Genomic DNA, 15,994 nt, shown 5'->3' on the forward strand with positions numbered 1-15,994 from the left:
CGGGGTCGAAGCCGGCCTATCTGTTCGAGAGCCGCGACAGGGGCGCGACCTGGGCCCGGCTGGAGGCGCTGACGGATCAGCCGGGGGCGGACCAGTGGATGCCGGGGGCGGCGGGGCTGACCATGCACACGATCCTTTCCGATCAGAAGGGCGGGATCTGGGTGGGCATCTCGGCCGCGGGGGTGTTCGAGAGCCGGGACGGGGGCCAGTCCTGGGCGATGCGGAACCGGCGGGGGAACCGGGCGGGGCCGGCGGGGGCCTTGCCGCGTGACTGGGGCGACGGGGTCGAGTTCCGGCGCGAGGACGAGATCTTTTCCTGCGTCCACAACCTCGCCTTCGGGGCGGCCGAGGGGCTGATCTACATGCAGAACCACCAGGGGGTCTATCGGTCCCGCGACGGCGGGCAGGTGTGGGAGGAGGTGACCGAGGGGCTGCCCTCGACCTTCGGGTTTCCGGTGGCCGCGCATCCGGCGAAGCCGGGGACCTTCTGGGTCTTCCCGCTGAATGGCGACAGCCAGGGCCGGTATCCGGTTGGGGCGAAGGCGCTGGTCTGGAAGACCGAGGACGGCGGCGAGACCTGGGCCGGCAAGGGGCAGGGGCTGCCCGAGCGGGACTGCTTCTTCACCGTCCTGCGGCAGGGGATGGCCTCGACGGAGGGAGGGGTGGCCTTCGGGACGAACTCGGGGTCGGTTTACCTGTCACGCGATGAGGGGGAAAGCTGGGACGAGGTGGCGCGGCATCTCCCGACGGTCCTGTCGGTGGAATTCATGGCCTGATCGGGGCGGTGCGATCGACCGGAACGACTGGTCCCGGGTGTCAGGCCTTCTGCGAAGCCTCATCCGTGAAGGTGGCGGCCGGGTTTCCCGGGACGGGCTCGGCTGTCGCAGGTGCGGCGGCCTTCGGGCGCTTCAGCACCCGCCACGCATCGCGGAACGGCAGGAAATAAAGCCGCAGACAACTGTTCAGCTCGCCGCCGCGATCCTTCTCGGTAACGCCGAACTTCACGTCGCGATTGTCCTCGGGCATCACATAGGTGCCGAACAGCACGTCCCAGAACGGCAGGATGAAGGCGAAGTTCTTGTCCAGATGGTCCGGGTGGCAGCTGTGGTGGACCTGGTGATGCGCGGGCGAGGGGAAGACCATCGACCAGCGACCCGGCCAGCGCAGCCAGACGTGCGAATGGCGCAGGTTGTAGCCCATGAAGTTGAACAGGAACATGAACACCGGCGCACCGAGGAGCCAGATCATGTCGGGCACATAGCCCAGCCATTTCGCAGTCAGCGCGACCAGCAGCCCGTAGGTGATGCCGATGGTCAGCGAATAGGCGAAGTTGTCGATCGGATGTTCCCGGAAATTCGAGATCGGATGCATCACCTCGGCGCTGTGGTGGACCTTGTGGAACTGCCACAGGACCGGGATCTTGTGCTGGAGATAGTGCATGTAGAAGGCCGTGAAGTCGGCCACGACGAGGCCGACGATCATGAAGGCCATGGTGATGCCGAAGCCTTCCCAGCCGGTCAGCGTCCGGACCTGCGACGAGGCGGAAACCGCGTCGAGGCCAACGATCATGGCCACGACGGAACCGGCCGCCATCGAGCCGATGAAGGTGGCCACGAAGAAGCCCGTGATGTGGTGAAAGAAGTAGTAGCGCAGGTCCAGCCAGGCGGAAGGATGGCTCCAGATCCGCTTGGGAAACAGGAAGCTGCGGAAGCTTTCCGCCTCGTCCGAGCCCGCCTTGCGCAGCCTGCGGTAGACCACATATGCGAAGGCCAGGCTTGAGAGGACGTAGACATAGTAGATCCGGCTGTCCACAAAAAGCGGCGAGAAGATCGTGTGCCGCAAGTTTACCAGGAAGCTGATGACATAGCTGGGAAGGATGTCCTCGACAGCGTAGCCGGAAAGGATGTCTGTATCCATCTTGCGGGGGTGTCCCTCTTGAACGACAGATCGAGGTTACGATTGTGCAGTGTTCTGGACAAGCGGGGATGCTGCGGCGGGGGCTGACAGGCAACGGAAAAGCGCCCCGCAGGGACCCGAAGGCAACACATTGCTGCCGCCTGGGCGGAACGGCGACGGCGGATCCACCCCTGTCGGCGGCAGGGTGGTTCGACATCGCGGACCACGGCTGCCAACCGGACTGCGGCGTGCCGCGACCGATCGAGGCCGTCTGCGCGCGCAAACCTGCCGGGTCGGCCTCCAAAGTGCCGGTCCGCACCGGACCGGCAAGCGCCCCCCTCCGGCCGCGCAGGCCTGCCGAGGAGCGCCAGCGCGCGCTCAACCGTCGAAGTTCACCGTCTCCATGATCTTCAGGGCCGCCGCGCGGGCCTTGGCGATCTCGGCCAAGGGCGTCGGGTCCGCGGTGAATTCGCCCCACGAGGCGACCACCGCCGACCGCGCCACGCCGGGTTTCACCGGGTATTCGTTGTTGGTTTCGGCATAGATCCGCTGCGCCTCGTCGCCCGAGAGCCATTCCATGAATTTCAGCGCGTTCTCCTTGTTCGGCGCCGATTTCGTCATCGCGACGCCCGAGATGTTCAGGTGCGCCCCGCCGTTCTCGAAGGTCGGGAAGGTGACGTTCACCGCCTCGGCCGCCGCGCGCTGTTCGGGGTCGGCGAGCATCTGGCCGATGTAGTAGGTATTGCCGATGGCGATGTCGCATTCGCCGGCTGCAATGGCCTTGACCTGGTCGCGGTCGCCGCCATCAGGCTTGCGGGCGAGGTTGGCCTTCAGCCCCTCGGCCCATTTCGTCGCCGCCTCCTCGCCGTGATGGACGATGTAGGCGCCCAGCAGCGCGATGTTGTAGTCGTTCAGGCCCGAGCGCGAGCAGATCCGGCCCTTCCATTTCTCGGAGGCGAGGTCCTCGTAGGTGGTGATCTCGGCCGGGTCCACGCGGTCCTTCGCGGCATAGACGATGCGGGCACGGGCGGTCAGGCCGAACCAGTGATCGTTCGGATCGCGCAGGGCTTCGGGGATGTTGGCCTCCAGCACCTCGGACTGCACCGGCTGGGTCACGCCGGCCTCGACGATCTGGATCAGGCGGGCGATGTCCACCGTCAGCACGAGGTCGGCGGGCGAGCGGTCGCCCTCGGCCTGGAGCCGCTCGGCCATGCCCTTGTCCACGAAGGCCACGTTGACCGCGATCCCGGTCTCGGCGGTGAAGGCATCCACGAGCGGCTGGATCAGTTCCGGCTGGCGATGGGAATAGACGTTGACCTCTTGTGCCAGAAGGGGGGTGGAGCAGGCCAGAAGCGCAAGGGTGGAAAGGCGGAACATGGTTGAGTCCTTTTGTCGGTTTATGGCGGCGGTTAAATCCGACTCTTTTACTTGGGTCAAGAGGCTGAGTGATTTTGTCGGCATTTCTCGGCGCAGTCAGGTGCCGCGCCGCGCCTTGTCCTCGGCCTTGGCCCGGTTCCACAGCGCGTCCATCTCGGCCAGATCGCTGTCGGAGGGGCTGCGGCCGGTTTCGGCCAGCCAGTCCTCGATCCGGGCGAAGCGGCGGGTGAACTTGGAGTTGGCGGCGCGGAGCGCGGCCTCGGGGTCCACCTTCAGGTGACGCGCGAGGTTGGCCATGACGAAGAGCAGATCGCCGATTTCCTCGGTCAGGGCGTCGTGGGAAAGGGTGTCGCGGGCCTCGACCACCTCGCGGGCCTCCTCGACCAGCTTGTCCAGCACCTCGGCGGTCGAGGGCCAGTCGAAGCCGACACGGGCGGCGCGGTTCTGGAGTTTCAACGCGCGGGTGAGCGCGGGGAGCGCGGCGGCGATGCCGTCCAGCGTGCGGGCCTGCCCCCGTTCGCGGGCCTTCTGCGCCTCCCAGTCGCGGGTCTGCTGTTCGGCGGTCTTGTCGCGGCTTTCGGTTCCGAAGACATGCGGGTGGCGGGCGATCATCTTGTCCGAGATCGCGGCCACCACGTCAGCGAAGGTGAAGTGCCCGGCCTCGGCGGCCATCTGCGCGTGATAGACCACCTGGAACAGGAGGTCGCCCAGTTCGCCGCGCAGCTCGTCCCAGGCCTGGCGCTCGATGGCATCGGCGACCTCGTGGGCCTCTTCCAGCGTGTAGGGGGCGATGGTGGCGAAGGTCTGTTCGATGTCCCAGGGGCAGCCCGTGGCGGGGTCACGCAGGCGGGCCATGATGGCGAGGAGGCGGTCGATGCCGGAAGGGGGAAGGGTGTCGGTGGTCACGAAATGCCTGCGCCCGGAACGATGTCCGGGCGCAGTCTAGGGATTTCGCAGGCGGAGTCACGCCCGGATAGACGGAGGATCGGGATCAGAAGGACAGGCCGACACGAAGGGACAGAGTATTCAGCTTGGCATCGCCCGTGACGGTCGGATCGTCGTTCGCCGCGCCCGAGCCATCTCGGGACAGATACTCGAGCCCGAGGACGAATCTGGATCCCAGAGCCAGTTCGGCGCCGAGGCCATAGGCCATGCCGTCCAGTTTGAACTCGCGGGTCGGAGGCTCGACATACTGAAACTGCGAGTATCCGAGGACACCGTAGAAAAGTGCACGGTTCGCCGCGAAGCCGACACGGGCCTTCAGGTCCAGGGCGCGATCGATCTCGTCATCTCCACCAAAGCCGGGAACAAAGGTGTCGGAGACCTTGCCATACGCAAGCTCACCGCCATAGACGAGTGAACCGCGCTGGAACAGATAGCCGCCGTAAATACCGGCAGTGTTCCCGTTCTCGAAGTCGAAGAAGCCCGACGTGTTGAAGGTGATGTCGGCGGAAGTGCGACCATAGCTCAATCCGGCATATGGGCCGGACCAGTCATGCGTGGCCGCTGGCGCGGGTGCCGCGGCGGGCATCGGATCCGCGGCCACAATGGTAGGGCCACCGGCGAAGATCGGCGTTCCGAGGGTCGCGATGGTTGCTGCCAGCGCAAGCTTCTTCGTTGTCTGCTCTCCTCGCTGATGAATTGATGATTCAGCATACCATCGCTTTCGCATGTCGATGATGGAAACCGGATCGCCCGATTCGCCCGTCGCTGACATGTTGCTGCTTTGCAACAGGGGGCGCCCCGGGCGGCGTGGGCGCCAAATGGGGCGCCAGGGTAGGGCTGTCCATATCCATCCGATCCCATGTGTCGCGGGAAGGTGCATTGCGGTCCGGCCGGTTTTCGGATTTGATCAAAGATCGCCGCAGACCCCGAAGGATCCGACATCATGCCCGTTCTGAACCGCATTGCCGCTTATGCCGAGGACATGAAGGCGTGGCGCCGCCATCTGCACCAGCACCCCGAACTGGGGTTCGAGTGTCATGCGACCGCCGCCTGGATCGCAGAGCGGCTGCGCGAGATCGGGGTGGACGAGATCCACGAGGGGATCGCCCAGACGGGGATCGTGGCACTGATCCGGGGCAGGGCGCCCGGGCCGGTGATCGGGCTGCGGGCCGACATGGACGCGCTGCCGATCGAGGAACTCACCGGAGCGCCCTACGCGAGCGTCGAGAAGGGCAAGATGCATGCCTGCGGCCATGACGGGCATGTGACGATGCTCTTGGGCGCGGCGAAGTATCTGGCCGAGACGCGGAACTTCGCCGGGACCGTGGCGCTGATCTTCCAGCCGGCGGAAGAGGACGGCGGCGGCGGGCAGGTCATGGTGCAGGAGGGCATCATGGACCGGTTCGGGATCGGGCAGGTCTATGGCATCCACAACGCGCCGAACATTCCCTTCGGCCATTTCCAGACCACGCCCGGCCCCCTGATGGCCAGCGTCGATACGGCCGTGGTCAAGGTCACGGGGCGGGGCGGGCATGGCGCCACGCCGCACGAATGCGTCGATCCGGTGGTGGCCATCGTCGGCATGGTGCAGGCGGTGCAGACGATCATTCCGCGCAACGTCTATGCGCTGGACGAGGCGGTGATCTCGGTCACGATGATCCACACCGGCTCGGCCTCGAACATCATCCCCGAGGACGGCATGTTCGCCGCCACGATCCGCTGCTTCAAGCCGGACGTGCGGGCGCTGCTGAAGAAGCGGTTCTTCGAGATCGTCGAGGGCCATGCGGCCGCCTATGGGGTGACGGCCCAGATCGACTATGACTGGGGCTATCCGGCCACGATCAACCACGAGGCCGAGGCGGATTTCGCCGCCGAGGTGGCGCGCGAGGTCTCGGGCGCGGATGCGGTCGATGCGCGGGCGGGGCGCGAGATGGGGTCCGAGGATTTCAGCTACATGCTGGAGGCGCGGCCGGGGGCCTATCTGTTCCTCGGCACCGGCCCGGGGGCGGGGCTGCACCATCCGGCCTATGACTTCAACGATGAGGCGGCGCCCATCGGGGCGAGCTTCTTCGCCCGGCTGGTCGAACGGGCTCAGCCTCTAGGCTGAGGCCGGAGCGCCGGGATCAGGCCGAATCCTACCTGTCCCGCAAGGCCGAGGAGCCCGGCCGGGGTGGCCATCGCGGCAAGGAAGCTGGCGGCGGACTGGCCGAAGGCCAGCGCGGTTGCCAGTTCCAGGGCCATCAGCACCAGGAAGGCCAGCGCGCCCATGGCGAGCCTGCTGCTCAGGTCCTGCGGCCAGCGGCTCAGGACGGCTCCGGCGACCAGCCAGGAGAGGGCGAGGACGACCGGCACCTCCAGCGCGACGGCGGCCAGCGGGCCGATGCGCGGCTCGACCAGCGTCACGCGCAACGCGCCAAGGCAGAAGGCCAGCGGGAAGACCGGCAGCACATAGGTCAGAGCGGGCTTGACGAAAGGGCTCATCCCGGCGCCTTCTGGGGACATTCGCAGGGGCCGCAGCCGGCCCGCAAGTCACAGGAAGGAAGATTGCCGTGAAGCTGTCCAGCCTTTTCGCCGCGTGCGTGCTTTCCGCCGCGACCCTAGCAGCCCCGGCCCGGGCCGAGGACTATCTCGGCTTCCAGTCGCCGACGGGTAACATCCAGTGCGGGCTTTATCGCTGGTCGGGCGGCGCCTCGGTGCGCTGCGACCTGACACAATTGACCCCTAGCTACACGCGGGCCCCGGCGGATTGCGAGTTCGACTGGGGTTCTTCCTTCGCAGTGGACGATCGCGGCAAGGGTTATCTGGCCTGCGTCTCGGACGCGGTGGGCGACCCTTCGAACGGAGTGCTTCCCTATGGCGAGGCGGTCAGCCTCGGCGGGATCTCGTGCGTCTCGGCGCGGACCGGAATGACCTGCACCAATGCCGAAGGGCACGGGTTCACCATCTCGAAGGCGAAACAGAAGGTGTTCTGATCGTCTGAGGCTCTGCGCTCCGGCAGAGGGATGCCTCCGCCAGCCTTTCCGGGGTAATTCGCGAAAGGCAGGTGCGCGAATCGCCGGGCCGCGGGTCCAGCGCCCGGCCGATGGTCCTAATGGGGCCAGATCAACCTTTAGACACCATATGTTGCCCCACCCCAACCTTTGGGTCGGCGCGGGGACTGGCCGGATTTTGATCAAAGTGCTAGGCTCGGGCTGTTATCCATTCGTATCATTCACTGGAAAGGATCCCCGACATGACCGCCCACCTGGCCCTGGCACGGCCCACCCCGCACGATCTCTGGGAAATGGACCGGGCCCACGTTCTGCATCCCTGGACGAATTTCGGACCGTTCGAGCGAGAGGGCTCGCTGGTCATCACGCGGGGCGAGGGCTGTTACCTGTGGGATGCGGACGGGCGGCGCTATCTGGACGCGGTGGGGGGGCTGTGGTGCACCAACATCGGGCTGGGGCGGAAGGAAATGGCGCAGGCCATCGCCGAGCAGGCCGAGCGGCTGGCCTTCACCAATACCTTCGTCGATGTGACGAACGACCCTTCGGCCCGGCTGGCGGCGAAGCTGGCCGAGCTGGCACCGGGGGATCTGAACCGGGTGATGTTCACCACGGGCGGCTCGACCGCGGTCGATACGGCGGTGCGGGCGGTGGCCTATTACCAGACCTGCATGGGGCGCCCCGGCAAGACCGACATCGTCGCGCGGGACTACAGCTATCACGGCTCCACCTACCTCGCGCAGTCGGTGGGCAAGCGGCCGGGCGACCGGGTGCCGGAATTCCGCTACAAGGAGGACGGGATCCATCACCTTTCGGTCCCGAACCCCTACCGCCGGCCCGAGGGCATGACAGAGGCGGAGTTCTGCGACTGGCTGGTGGCCGAGTTCGAGGCGCTGATCGACCGGGTCGGGGCTGACCGGATCGGCGGCTTCATCGCCGAACCGATCCAGGCCTCGGGTGGCGTGATCGTGCCGCCCGACGGGTATCTCAAGCGGATGTGGGACATCTGCCGGCGTCACGACATCCTGTTCATCGCCGACGAGGTGGTTACCTCCTTCGGGCGGCTTGGCCATTGGTTCGCGTCGTGGGAGGTCTTCGGCGTGCAGCCCGACATGATCTGCACGGCCAAGGGGCTGACCTCGGGCTATGTGCCCCTGGGCGCGCTGATTGTCAGCGACCGGATGTGGGACGCCATGGCGGCGGACGGCAGCCGCTGGTTCACAGCGGGGTTCACCTATTCCGGCCATCCGGTGTCCTGCGCCGCCGGGCTGAAGAACATCGAGATCATGGAACGCGAGGGCCTGATGGCGCAGGCGGACAAGGTGGGCCGCTATTTCGAGGCGCGGATGGCGGCGCTGGCCGACCTGCCGCTGATCGGCGACGTGCGCGGGCGGCGGCTGATGCTGTGCGTGGAAAGCGTGGCCGACAAGGCGACCAAGGCGGTGCTGCCCGAGGCGGCGAACGAGTCGAAGCGCATCTCGAACGCGGCCGAGGCGATGGGCCTTCTGGTGCGACCGATGGGGCATCTGAACGTGATGTCACCGCCCCTCGTCATCTCCGAGACCCAGATCGACTTCGTCGCCGAGACGCTGGAACGCGCCATCCGCCAGGTCACGGACGAACTGGTGCGCGAGGGCTTCCGGCTGGGCTGAGCGCGCCGGAGTTTTCCAAAACTCCGGACCGGAGCCTTTGAAGGCTCCGGTGCGATTTCTTCGAAGAAATCGCCGGACCGCCCGGTCGAGGTGCTTGACTTGACGGCAGGGCAGGGGTTTCCTGCCCTTACCGGATCCGCGCGTCTCCGCTGAACGACTGCGCTGCAAGACCCGAGACGATCACCATGGCCCTGGAAGACGCCAAGACGCAGGTCGATACTGCGTTCACCCGCCCCACGCAGCGGGGTTATGCCTTTGAAAACGCCTTCGGCGGCGCGACTTCCTTCCTGCGCCGGACCTACACGAAGGACCTGACCGGGGTGGACCTCGCCATCACCGGCGTGCCCTTCGACCAGGCGGTCAGCCACCGTTCCGGCACCCGCTTCGGCCCCCGCGCGATCCGCGAGGCATCCTGCCTGATGCCCTACGACCCGCCGCCCGGCTGGGGGACGAACCCCCTGGAAGAGATGGCCATCATCGACTACGGCGATGTGGCCTTCGACTATGCCAATGTGCCGGAGTTTCCCGAAACGCTGACCAACCACATCCGCACCATCCTGAAGGCCGGGGCGGGGACGGTCACGCTGGGGGGCGACCATTACATCACCTGGCCGATCCTGAAGGCCTATGCGGAAAGGTTCGGCCCCCTCGGCGTGATCCACTTCGACGCCCATTCCGACCTCTGGCCCGACGACAATCCGACGCGGATCGACCATGGCACCATGCTTTACAAGGCGGTGAAGGCGGGCGCGGTGGACCCGGAACGTTCGGTCCAGGTCGGGATCCGCACGACGACCGAGGACTACCTGGGCGTCAACGTCATCACCGCGCGCGAGGCGCACGAATGGGGGGTGGAGCGGGTGGTCGCCACGGTGAAGGACATCGTGGGGGACAAGCCCACCTACCTGACCTTCGACATCGACGCGCTGGATCCGGCCTTCGCGCCGGGCACCGGGACGCCGGTCTGGGGCGGGCTGGCCAGTTGGCAGACGGCGGCGATGCTGCGCGACCTGGCCGGGATCAACCTGGTCGGCGGCGACGTGGTCGAGGTCTCGCCACCCTTCGACACGACCGGCGCGACGGCGATCGCGGGGGCGCATGTGGCCTACGAGCTGATCTGCCTCTACCACTGGGCAAGGACTCAGAGGTAGGCGATGCGGATGACCGGCTGGATTGTTCTTCTCGCCCTGGCAGCCCTGGTTGCGGGGGCGGCCTGGGTCCGTCTTGCGCCCGTCGATCCTGCCCGCTGGCATGCGGACCTGGGGGCGCCGGGCTTTTCGCCGGACGGGGGGGTGTTTGTCTGTCTGGCGCCGGACCAACAGGCGGGCGATCCGGCCGGGACGCTGGCGCGGCTGGAAGTCATCGCGCGCGCCACGCCGCGGACGGAACAGATTGCCGGATCGGTGGGCGAAGGCCATGTCACCTGGATGACGCGGTCGCGGCTTGTCGGTTTTCCCGATTTCACCACTGCGCAGATCCTGCCCGACCGGGGCCTCTGCCTCTTTGCCCGCCAGCGATTCGGATCCTATGACTGGGGGGTGAACGCGAAGCGGCTGGAAGACTGGCAGGCGGCGCTGCTGGCCGCCGAAGGCTCGGGCTGAGCTTGCAGAGGCGGCGCGGCCATGCCAAGGGAGTCCGGCGCGGGGCTGCCCTGCTGCCGTGTCCCGGTCCTTTCGACAGGTTGCGATGACAAGCTGGCAATGCGTTCTGATCGCCTGGGGTGACCGCTACCCGGTGGCCGAGATCAACCGTCTGGTCGCCTCGATCCGCGCCCAGTCGCAGGGGCCGGCGCGGTTCGTCCTCTTGTCGGACCGCCCACGCGAAGGGCTGGACCCCGGCGTGGAGCTGCGCCCGATCCCCGACTGGTTCCTCGCGCCCGAGTTCCGTGGCTCTGGCTGCCAGGCGAAGCTGTGCCTGTTCGAGCCGGGCGTGGTGCCCGACGACCTGCCGGCAATCTATCTCGATCTCGACACGATGGTGCTGGGAGACCTCTCGCGGCTGCTGGACGTGATGGAGACACCGCAGACGGTGGCCATGCTGCAAAGCGCGATCCTGCCTTTCGGGGCCTTTGCCCGCTGGCTCTACCGCGTGACCGGGCAGCGGCGCTATGCCCGGGGCAATTCCTCGATCGTCGTCTATCATCCGGCGCACACGGGTTTTATCGCCGCGCGGTTCCGCGAACTTTCCAGCCGGCCCGATGCACGCAGCTTCAAACCGCTGCGGGCCGACGAACGCTTCATCTCCTGGGTGGCGCAGCCGGTGATGCGGGCGGTGCCCCAGCGACTGGTGGTGAAGTTTCCCACCGAATACATGCAGCCCTGGCGCTGGCTGGTGCATCTGCGCGCAAGTCTGCCCTGGATCCGCCGCCGCCGCGCGGGGCTGATCGCGGTGACCTTTCCGGGGGTCCGGCTGAAGGGCGAAGATCTGGCGGCGCTGCCCGAAGGCGCCATGGTCGCCGACCGCAAGGGGCGGCGGCTGTTCTGGACCGACCGCGCGCTTGGCGGGCTGCGGCGCCGGATCATCGAGCATTACGGCCGCGCTCCGGGCTGACCACCGCCCGCCACCCCTTGACCGCCCCGGGCTTCCGCGCCAAACCGCGCGCATGGTTCCCTTGGACAAACTCGCCCAGATCGTCGAGCGTTTCGAGTTTCTCGAAGCGCAGCTGAACGCGGGCGCCCCTCCGGCCGAGATCGCCCGGATCAGCCGCGAATACACCGATCTGAAACCGGTGGTCGCCGACATCCGCGCCTATCGTCAGGCGCTGGACGATCTGGCCGAGGCCGAGGCGATGCTGGCCGACCCCGAGATGAAGGCGCTGGCCGAGGAGGAGCTCCCCCGACTCAAGGCGCGCATCCCCGAGATGGAGCAGGCGCTGCGGCTGGCGCTGCTGCCGAAGGATGCGGCCGATGCCCGACCGGCGATCATAGAGATCCGCCCCGGCACCGGCGGCGAGGAGGCGGCGCTGTTCGCGGCCGACCTTGCGCGGATGTATCAGCGCTATGCCGAACGCATGGGCTGGCGCTGGGAGGTGCTGGAGGAACAGGCCAGCGACCTCGGCGGGCTGAAGGAACTGGTGGCGCTGGTCTCGGGCGAGGGGGTCTTTGCCCGGCTGAAATATGAATCCGGAGTCCACCGCGTGCAGCGCGTCCCGGAAACCGAGGCCGGCGGGCGCATCCACACCTCGGCCGCGACCGTCGCCGTCCTGCCCGAAGCGGAAGAGGTGGACATCGACATCCCCGCCAGCGACATCCGCATCGACACGATGCGGTCTTCGGGCGCGGGCGGGCAGCATGTGAACACCACCGACTCGGCGGTGCGGATCACCCATATCCCGACCGGGATCGTCGTGACCTCGTCGGAAAAGTCGCAGCACCGTAACCGCGAGATCGCGATGCAGGTTCTGCGCTCGCGGCTTTATGAGGCGGAACGCGAACGGCTGCGTGCCGAACGCTCGGCCGACCGGAAGGCCCAGGTGGGCTCGGGCGACCGCAGCGAACGGATCCGCACCTACAACTTCCCGCAAGGCCGGATGACCGACCACCGGATCAACCTGACGCTCTACGCCCTGCCGCAGATCATGGCGGGCGACCTGACCGAGGTGATCGACGCGCTGGTGGCCCATGACCAGGCCGAACGTCTGGCGGAGATGGAGGCGTGACAGGCGCCGAGGCGCTGCGGCTGGCGGTGCCGCGGCTGGCGGCGGCGGGGATTGACGGGGCCGCCCGCGATGCGCGGCTCCTACTTGCCCATGCGCTGGGGATCGCCCCCGACCGGCTGACGCTGCACCTTCCCGAGGAGATGACCGCGCCGCAGGCGAGGGCATACGAGGCGGCGATCGTCGCGCGGATCTCGCGCCAGCCGGTGGCGCAGATCACCGGCACCCGGCTTTTCTGGGGGCTGCCGTTCAAGGTGACACGCGACACGCTGGACCCGCGCCCCGAGACCGAGACCCTGGTCGCCGAGGCCTTGTCGAGGCCCTTCGCGAAGGTTCTCGATCTTGGCACCGGGACGGGCTGCATCCTCTTGTCCTGCCTGAGGGGGATGCCCGTGGCACGGGGGCTTGGTGTCGATATTTCCCAGGCCGCTCTTGGGGTTGCCAGACAGAATTCACGCAACCTAGGGCTGGCCGACCGCGCCCGGTTCGAGGTCTCGAACTGGTTTTCGGGCGTGTCGGGTGCCTTTGACCTGATCGTGTCGAACCCGCCCTACATCGCGGCCGATGAAATGCCGTCCCTGGCCCCGGAGGTGCGCGACTGGGAGCCGGCGGCGGCCCTCACGCCGGGCGGCGACGGGCTGGGGGCCTACCGCGCCATCGCGCGCGGGGCGGAGGCGCGGCTGATGCCGGGGGGGCGGATTCTGGTCGAGATCGGGCCGACCCAGGGGCAGGCGGTGGCAGCGCTGTTCGCGGCTGCGGGGCTAGAGGACATCCGGATCCTGCCCGACCTGGACGGTCGTGACCGGGTGGTCGCGGCGACGGCAGGCGGCGCGGCGGACAGGTGCGGTTGCGCCTGATCCAGCCACAAAACGAAGCTGTCGCACAATTTGCGCTTGTCAGCCGCCGGGACCTGTGATTACTGGATGCCAGCTTCGGGCGGGTTCATACCTGCCCCCAGCACAATGCCGGCCTTGCTGACTTCATTCAGGCTGCCCGTGGCGGGCGGCGGTCGCGGGCCAAAGCCATCAAAAGGACAAGATGCGCTCCTCCAAGAAACGCTCGCGTTCCAACCAGAACCGCCCGCGCAGCCTCGGCAACATCGTCAATCGCGTCTTCGACAGCTCGGGTCCCGAGGGCAAGGTCCGCGGCACACCGCAGCAGATCATCGAGAAATACCAGATGCTGGCCCGCGACGCGCAGTTGTCGAATGACCGGGTGGCGGCCGAGAACTTCCTGCAGCACGCCGAGCACTACACCCGGATGCTGGCCGAAGCGATGAAGGAAATGGCCGCCGAACAGGAGGCGCGCCAGCAGCAGTATCAGCAGAACGGCGGACAGCAGAACGGGAACGGGGGCGGCCATCAGAACCAGCCGCGCGGCGACCGTCCCGAGCGCCAGGATCGCAATGATCGACCCGACCGGGGCGAACGGCGCGACTTCAACCGCGACTACCGGGCCGAGCGCGACCTCGGTTCCGAGGAGCAGCCGGTGATCGCCGAGGTGATCGACCTCGGCACGGCCGACGAGACCGGGCTGATCGAGACACCGGAATCCGCCGCGGACCTGCGCGGTGCGGCCGAGCCTGCCGTTGCCGAGACAAGGGCCCCGGAGACAAGGGCCCCGGAGGACCGTCCCGCGCGGCGGCCGCGCGGCCCGCGCAAGCCCAGAGGCGAGAGCAAGCCTGACGGCGAGCCGCCGCAGGAAGCCGCGGAATAGACCGGAACCGAAGGCCGCCCGCGAGGCGGCCTTTTCCTTTGCGCCTACGGCAGGGTCAGCGCCAGTTCGGTCCGCTCGCCCGCCTTGACCGCAAGGGGCGTTTCTGCCCGCTTGTCGCCCTTGCTGATGACCACCAGGTAGTCCCCCGCCGGCAGGGTGGTCTGGAAGGCCGGGCCGTAGCCATAGGTCAGCGAGGCGCGGTTGCCGTTGATGTCGGCCTTGCCCGCGAGGACCTCGATGAACTCGTCGCCCGGTGAGGTGAAGGCCGCGACGCCCGCGTTCAGCGGCACGATGATGTCGGTCCGCTCGCCAACCTTGACCGAGAACGGCACCTCGGCCTCGGCCGCGCCCAGCCGCACCGCGGCGACGTAATCGCCGGCCGGCAGGTCGAAGGTCAGCCCCGCGCCATAGCCGTAGCCCATGGACTTGCGGCTGCCGTCGATCGCCTTCTTAGCCTCGAGGATCTCGACGAAATGATCGCCGCCCTCGACCTTCATCCCCTCGGCATAGGTCGCCTCCACGGCGGCGAGACCGACGCCGATCACCAGGTCGAGGTCGGTGGTCTTGCCTGCTTCGATCACCACCGACTGGCTGATCTCGGCCGGGCCGAGCCGGGCGTTCAGCCCGTATTCTCCGGCCGGAAAGACGCGGAAGGCGCGCTGGTAGCCGTAGTCGGACACATCCTCCGGCCCCCGGATTTCCCAGTAGGTGTCCGGGTCGGGGTCGGCACCCGGCGCGGGGCGCAGGGTCAGGTTCAGGATGCCCGCGTCCAACACCGCGACGGGTTGCGACAGGTCGCTGGCCGGGCCGATCTCCACCTCCTGTGTCACGACGACCTCGTGCAGCGTCGTGCGCATCTGATAGCGCCCGGCAGGCAGGGCACCCTTCGAGCGGCCATAGATCGTTGCCGCCGCTTCGGTCGCCACGGTCCCGTCGGGCGCGATGGCGAAGAAGTCGAAAAAGGCATCGCTTGCGAGCTTTTCGTCAGGTTCGGGGCCGCCCTCGACGAGATGGAGCACCGGATCGACGTTCTCGGCCAGGGCGGCTGGCGGCGGGGGCGGTTCCGGCGCGGGCTGCGGCTCGGGTTCGGCGACCGCGACCGTGGTCTTCAGCGCCTCGACCAGGCTGCCGGCATCCCTGGCCTCGATGTAGCGCCCGCCGGTGTTCTCCGCCAGGCAGGCGACGGTCGCGCCTTCCTCGGCGGTCAGGCCGAAGCCCACAACATGGGCAGTGAAATCGACGCCCGAGGCTTCGAGTTCCGCCCCCAGAGCGCAGGGGTCGGCCTCGCAGGTCTCGATCCCGTCGGTAATCAGGATGACGGTCGCCTTCGCCTCGGTCGAGCGCAACTCGGCCGCGGCGCGGCGGACGGATTCGGTAAGCGGGGTCTTGCCAAGGAATTTCATGGCATTGGCGGCATCGGCGATCGCCTGCGCGGTGCCTGGGCCGGGGGGGACGATCAGTTCGATGTCCTCGCAGGAGCCTTTCTCGCGGTGGCCATAGGCCATCAGGCCAAGCTCCGCCTCGGGCGGCATCTCGGACAGGACCGCCCCCAGCGCCTCGCGCGCGATTTCCAGCTTGGGCCGGCCGTCGATCTGGCCCCACATGGAGCCCGAGGCGTCCAGCACGATGATCGAGCGGTCCTGGGCCAGGGCGGGGGTGGCGAGGAAGGGGGCGGCAAGGGCCAGCAGTCGGACCAGGCGGGCAAGGGGCATGAATGGGCTCCGGCAGGTGATGAAATCGGCGGAAGCCTAGGTCAGCGGACCGCC

General features: G+C 67.7%; 16 protein-coding genes. 10 read left to right on the forward strand and 6 right to left on the reverse strand.

Going from position 1 to position 15,994, the window contains the following annotated elements; all coding sequences use genetic code 11:
• On the forward strand, window positions 1-776 hold a 776-nt coding region (locus ACK4IU_RS17120), incomplete at its 5' end, for a WD40/YVTN/BNR-like repeat-containing protein (RefSeq protein ID WP_409737549.1).
• Window positions 777-816: 40 nt separating this feature from the next.
• Here the strand turns inward: ACK4IU_RS17120 and ACK4IU_RS17125 are convergent.
• The 4 genes from ACK4IU_RS17125 to ACK4IU_RS17140 form a co-directional block, all read right to left on the reverse strand.
• Complete coding sequence (locus tag ACK4IU_RS17125; RefSeq protein WP_409737552.1) at window positions 817-1,917, reverse strand: sterol desaturase family protein; 1,101 nt, start codon at window positions 1,915-1,917, stop codon at window positions 817-819.
• Window positions 1,918-2,274: 357 nt separating this feature from the next.
• Window positions 2,275-3,273: a Fe(3+) ABC transporter substrate-binding protein gene (locus tag ACK4IU_RS17130; protein ID WP_149586920.1), complete on the reverse strand. Its 999-nt coding sequence runs from the start codon at window positions 3,271-3,273 to the stop codon at window positions 2,275-2,277.
• Between the two features lie 96 nt (window positions 3,274-3,369).
• Entirely contained in the window at window positions 3,370-4,179 is an 810-nt protein-coding gene (mazG, locus tag ACK4IU_RS17135) for a nucleoside triphosphate pyrophosphohydrolase (protein ID WP_409737555.1), read from the reverse strand.
• Between the two features lie 85 nt (window positions 4,180-4,264).
• A complete protein-coding gene (locus ACK4IU_RS17140) occupies window positions 4,265-4,990 on the reverse strand; it encodes an outer membrane protein (protein WP_409737558.1) in 726 nt (241 codons plus the stop codon).
• 171 nt (window positions 4,991-5,161) lie between these two features.
• Here ACK4IU_RS17140 and ACK4IU_RS17145 point away from each other — a divergent pair, with 171 nt between their 5' ends.
• Entirely contained in the window at window positions 5,162-6,325 is a 1,164-nt protein-coding gene (locus tag ACK4IU_RS17145) for a M20 aminoacylase family protein (RefSeq protein WP_409737561.1), read from the forward strand.
• Here ACK4IU_RS17145 and ACK4IU_RS17150 read toward each other — a convergent pair.
• Window positions 6,310-6,699 carry a hypothetical protein gene (locus ACK4IU_RS17150; RefSeq protein ID WP_409737564.1) on the reverse strand — a complete coding sequence of 130 codons (390 nt, stop codon included), beginning with the start codon at window positions 6,697-6,699 and terminating at the stop codon, window positions 6,310-6,312. The genes ACK4IU_RS17145 and ACK4IU_RS17150 overlap by 16 nt on opposite strands.
• Before the next feature lie 68 nt (window positions 6,700-6,767).
• On the opposite strand from ACK4IU_RS17150, the gene ACK4IU_RS17155 reads away from it, so the two are divergent.
• From ACK4IU_RS17155 to ACK4IU_RS17190, 8 genes are all read left to right on the forward strand, one after another.
• A complete protein-coding gene (locus tag ACK4IU_RS17155; RefSeq protein WP_409737567.1) occupies window positions 6,768-7,190 on the forward strand; it encodes a DUF6636 domain-containing protein in 423 nt (140 codons plus the stop codon).
• 260 nt (window positions 7,191-7,450) lie between these two features.
• Window positions 7,451-8,857, forward strand: coding sequence for an aminotransferase (locus ACK4IU_RS17160; protein WP_409737570.1), 1,407 nt, complete (start codon window positions 7,451-7,453; stop codon window positions 8,855-8,857).
• Between the two features lie 185 nt (window positions 8,858-9,042).
• Window positions 9,043-10,008: an agmatinase gene (gene speB / locus ACK4IU_RS17165; RefSeq protein WP_409737573.1), complete on the forward strand. Its 966-nt coding sequence runs from the start codon at window positions 9,043-9,045 to the stop codon at window positions 10,006-10,008.
• A gap of 9 nt (window positions 10,009-10,017) precedes the next feature.
• Window positions 10,018-10,458, forward strand: a complete 441-nt coding sequence (locus ACK4IU_RS17170) for a DUF1499 domain-containing protein (RefSeq protein ID WP_409737576.1) — start codon at window positions 10,018-10,020, stop codon at window positions 10,456-10,458.
• 85 nt (window positions 10,459-10,543) lie between these two features.
• Window positions 10,544-11,407 (forward strand): hypothetical protein, encoded by an 864-nt coding sequence (locus tag ACK4IU_RS17175; protein WP_409737579.1) that lies wholly within the window; start codon window positions 10,544-10,546, stop codon window positions 11,405-11,407.
• Between the two features lie 52 nt (window positions 11,408-11,459).
• Entirely contained in the window at window positions 11,460-12,515 is a 1,056-nt protein-coding gene (prfA, locus tag ACK4IU_RS17180) for a peptide chain release factor 1 (RefSeq protein ID WP_409737581.1), read from the forward strand.
• Window positions 12,512-13,369 (forward strand): peptide chain release factor N(5)-glutamine methyltransferase, encoded by an 858-nt coding sequence (prmC, locus tag ACK4IU_RS17185; RefSeq protein ID WP_409737584.1) that lies wholly within the window; start codon window positions 12,512-12,514, stop codon window positions 13,367-13,369. The genes prfA and prmC overlap by 4 nt, the downstream gene beginning before the upstream one ends.
• Window positions 13,370-13,550: 181 nt before the next feature.
• On the forward strand, window positions 13,551-14,228 hold the full coding sequence (locus ACK4IU_RS17190; RefSeq protein ID WP_409737587.1) for a DUF4167 domain-containing protein: 678 nt from the start codon (window positions 13,551-13,553) through the stop codon (window positions 14,226-14,228).
• A gap of 44 nt (window positions 14,229-14,272) precedes the next feature.
• On the opposite strand, the gene ACK4IU_RS17195 is transcribed toward ACK4IU_RS17190, so the two are convergent.
• Window positions 14,273-15,940 carry a vWA domain-containing protein gene (locus tag ACK4IU_RS17195; RefSeq protein WP_409737590.1) on the reverse strand — a complete coding sequence of 556 codons (1,668 nt, stop codon included), beginning with the start codon at window positions 15,938-15,940 and terminating at the stop codon, window positions 14,273-14,275.
• Between the last annotated feature and the right edge of the window lie 54 nt (window positions 15,941-15,994).

Origin of the sequence: Tabrizicola flagellatus (assembly GCF_046295235.1) — a bacterium.
Taxonomy (GTDB): Bacteria; Pseudomonadota; Alphaproteobacteria; order Rhodobacterales; family Rhodobacteraceae; genus Tabrizicola; species Tabrizicola flagellata_A.